Annotated in this window: 2 protein-coding genes; one reads left to right on the plus strand and one right to left on the minus strand. The window is 70.4% G+C overall.

Annotated features, from left to right (window positions below; all coding sequences use genetic code 11):
* The first annotated feature begins 652 nt into the window (after positions 1-652).
* The gene (trpS, locus tag MTQ10_RS29670; protein ID WP_247473526.1) at positions 653-1,678 is read left to right on the plus strand and encodes a tryptophan--tRNA ligase; all 1,026 of its coding nucleotides are present in this window, start codon (positions 653-655) and stop codon (positions 1,676-1,678) included.
* Here the strand turns inward: trpS and MTQ10_RS29675 are convergent.
* Positions 1,618-2,609 (minus strand): GlxA family transcriptional regulator (locus MTQ10_RS29675; protein WP_247473529.1); only part of this gene is annotated, 992 nt, incomplete at its 5' end. The genes trpS and MTQ10_RS29675 overlap by 61 nt on opposite strands.

The following is a 2,609-nucleotide window of genomic DNA, read 5'->3' on the forward strand; positions in this document are numbered from 1 at the left end:
TCGTACTCACCCTCTCGGGCTTTCCTCCGGGCGCTTCCCTTCGGTCTTGCGTTTCCGACTCTATCAGATCTTTCCGATCCGATTTCCTCGGTGCTTTCCAGGTTCCCGCTCTCGCGTTTCCCTTTCCAGCGGTTCCGACTCTATCAGATCCTCTCGGCGTCTGATTCCCAGTCAGAGGGGGTTGTCATCCCGGCCGTTGGGCGGCCGTTGCGACCCGTGAGACTTTAGCGGATTCCCGGCTCCCGAGCTAATCGGGGGCCCAGTCCTTTCGAACGGGATTCCTCATTTCGCGAATACGCAGGCCAATGACACGCCGAGCGGACGACAGACACGTCGACCGTTCGTCGAGTAGTGGAGGTACTTGCGGAATGGCTGTCCGGGGACCGACCGGGGTCGGCGCTCACGTCGGACAACTCGGAGAACACTACGCACCGGCACGGCGTGTGTCAACTCTCCTCCGGACGGCACCTCGGCGCGTAGGCTGGGGTGCATGACCCAGCGCACGTACAGCCAGTTCTGGTGGGCCGCCTGACGGCGGCCGACTCACGTGCGCATTCGACGGCCGCCGCCTCGGCGGCCGTTTCTGTATCTCCCTCCAGGACTCCAGGGGGCGGCCGGCCGGGGACGGCGGCCCGGAGCAGGAGGTGGAGAGATGAAGCGGGTCTTCAGCGGTATCCAGCCGACCGGACATCTGACCCTGGGCAACTACCTGGGGGCCATGCGGCGGTGGGCCGAGGTCGACCAGTACCGGGCCGACGCGTTGTTCTGCGTGGTCGATCTGCACGCGCTGACCGTGGAGCACGACCCGGCGCGGGTGCGCAGGCTCAGCCGGCAGGCGGCGACGCTGCTGCTGGCGTCGGGGCTCGACCCGGAGAGGTGCACGCTGTTCGTGCAGAGCCATGTCGACGAGCACACGCGGCTGTCGTATCTGCTGGAGTGTGTGGCCGCCGACGGGGAGATGCGGCGGATGATCCAGTACCGGGAGAAATCCGAGCGGGAGGCCGCCCGCGGCAGAAGTGTGCGGTTGTCGCTGCTGACGTATCCCGCGCTGATGGCGGCGGACATCCTGGCCTACGGCACGGACGAGGTGCCGGTCGGGGAGGACCAGGCGCAGCATGTGGAGCTGGCGCGGAATCTCGCGGCGCGGTTCAACCAGCGGTACGGGAGCACGTTCACCGTGCCGCGGGCTGCCGTCCCGAAGGTCGCGGCACGGGTGATGAACCTTCAGACGCCGACGTCGAAGATGGGGAAGTCGGACGCGTCGGGGCTGGGCGTCGTCTATCTGCTGGACGAGCCGGACGTGGTGCGGAAGAAGGTGCTGCGGGCGGTGACGGACAGCGGGCGGGATGTGGTGTACGACCGGGTGGAGCGGCCCGGGGTGGCCAATCTGCTGGACATTCTCGCGGCGTGCACGGGTGGTGATCCGGAGGCGTTGAGCGCCGGGTACGCCTCGTACGGGGCGTTGAAGAGGGACACCGCTGAGGCCGTGGTGGAGGTGCTGCGGCCGTTGCAGCAGCGGCATCGTGAGCTGTGCGCGGACCCCGGTGCCGTGGACGCGGTGCTGCGGGCGGGTGCCGAGCGGGCGCGGTCGATGGCGCGGCCGACGGTGGACGCGGCCTATCGGGCGATCGGGTTGTTGCCGGCGTTCGAGGAGGTGGCGTTGAACGCGGCGCGGTAGGCGCGGGGGCTGGTGGCGAGGCGCGATGCGAAGTGCTGGCGCATCGTGACCTCGCTGCCGAAGCCGGCGCGGCGGGCGACCTCGGGCATGGGCAGGTCGGTGCGTTCGAGGAGTTTCTGGGCTGCGGCGATGCGCTGGTCGAGGAGCCAGCGCAGGGGTGTGGTGCCGGTCTCCGCCGTGAAGTGGCGGGTGAAGGTGCGGGGGGACATGCCGGCGTGGGCGGCCAGGTCGGCGACGGTGAGCGGTTCGTGCAGATGGCGCAGGGCGTGTTCGCGTACGGCGGCGAGGGTGTCGGCGTCGCGGTCGGCTCGGGGTGTGGGGCGTTCGATGAACTGGGCCTGGGTGCCGGTGCGGAACGGGGCGGTGACCATCGAGCGGGCGATGGTGGCGGCGGCCTCGGCTCCGTGGGTGCGGCGGACGAGGTGCAGGCAGAGGTCGATTCCGGCGGCCGTACCCGCGGAGGTCCAGATGTTGTCGTCCTCGATGAACAGGGCGTCCGGGACGACGGTGATCTCGGGGTGGCGGGCGCGGAGCCGGTCGACGAGGTTCCAGTGGGTGATGGCGCGGCGACCGTCGAGGAGGCCGGCCTGGGCGAGGGTGAAGGCGCCGCCGCAGAGGGCGGCGATGGTGGTGCCGCGGGCATGGGCGCGGCGGAGGGCGTCAAGGACGGGGGCAGGGGCCGGGTCGAGTTCGTCGAGGCCGGGGACGACGATCAGGTCGGCGCGGTCGAGCCAGGTCAGGGCGCGGTCGGGGTGAAGGGAGAGGCCGCCGCGCAGGGGCACGGGGGTCTTGTCGGTGCCGGTGCGGCGCAGTTCGAAGTGGGGGGCGCCGCGGTCGGTGCGGTCGGAGCCCCAGACCTCGGTGATGACGGAGACGTCGAAGGCGCGGATGCCGGGGAAGGCGAGCAGGGCGACGCGGTAGGGGGCGGAGG

Origin of the sequence: Streptomyces sp. XM83C (assembly GCF_023072675.1) — a bacterium.
Classification (GTDB): domain Bacteria; phylum Actinomycetota; class Actinomycetes; order Streptomycetales; family Streptomycetaceae; genus Streptomyces; species Streptomyces thermocoprophilus.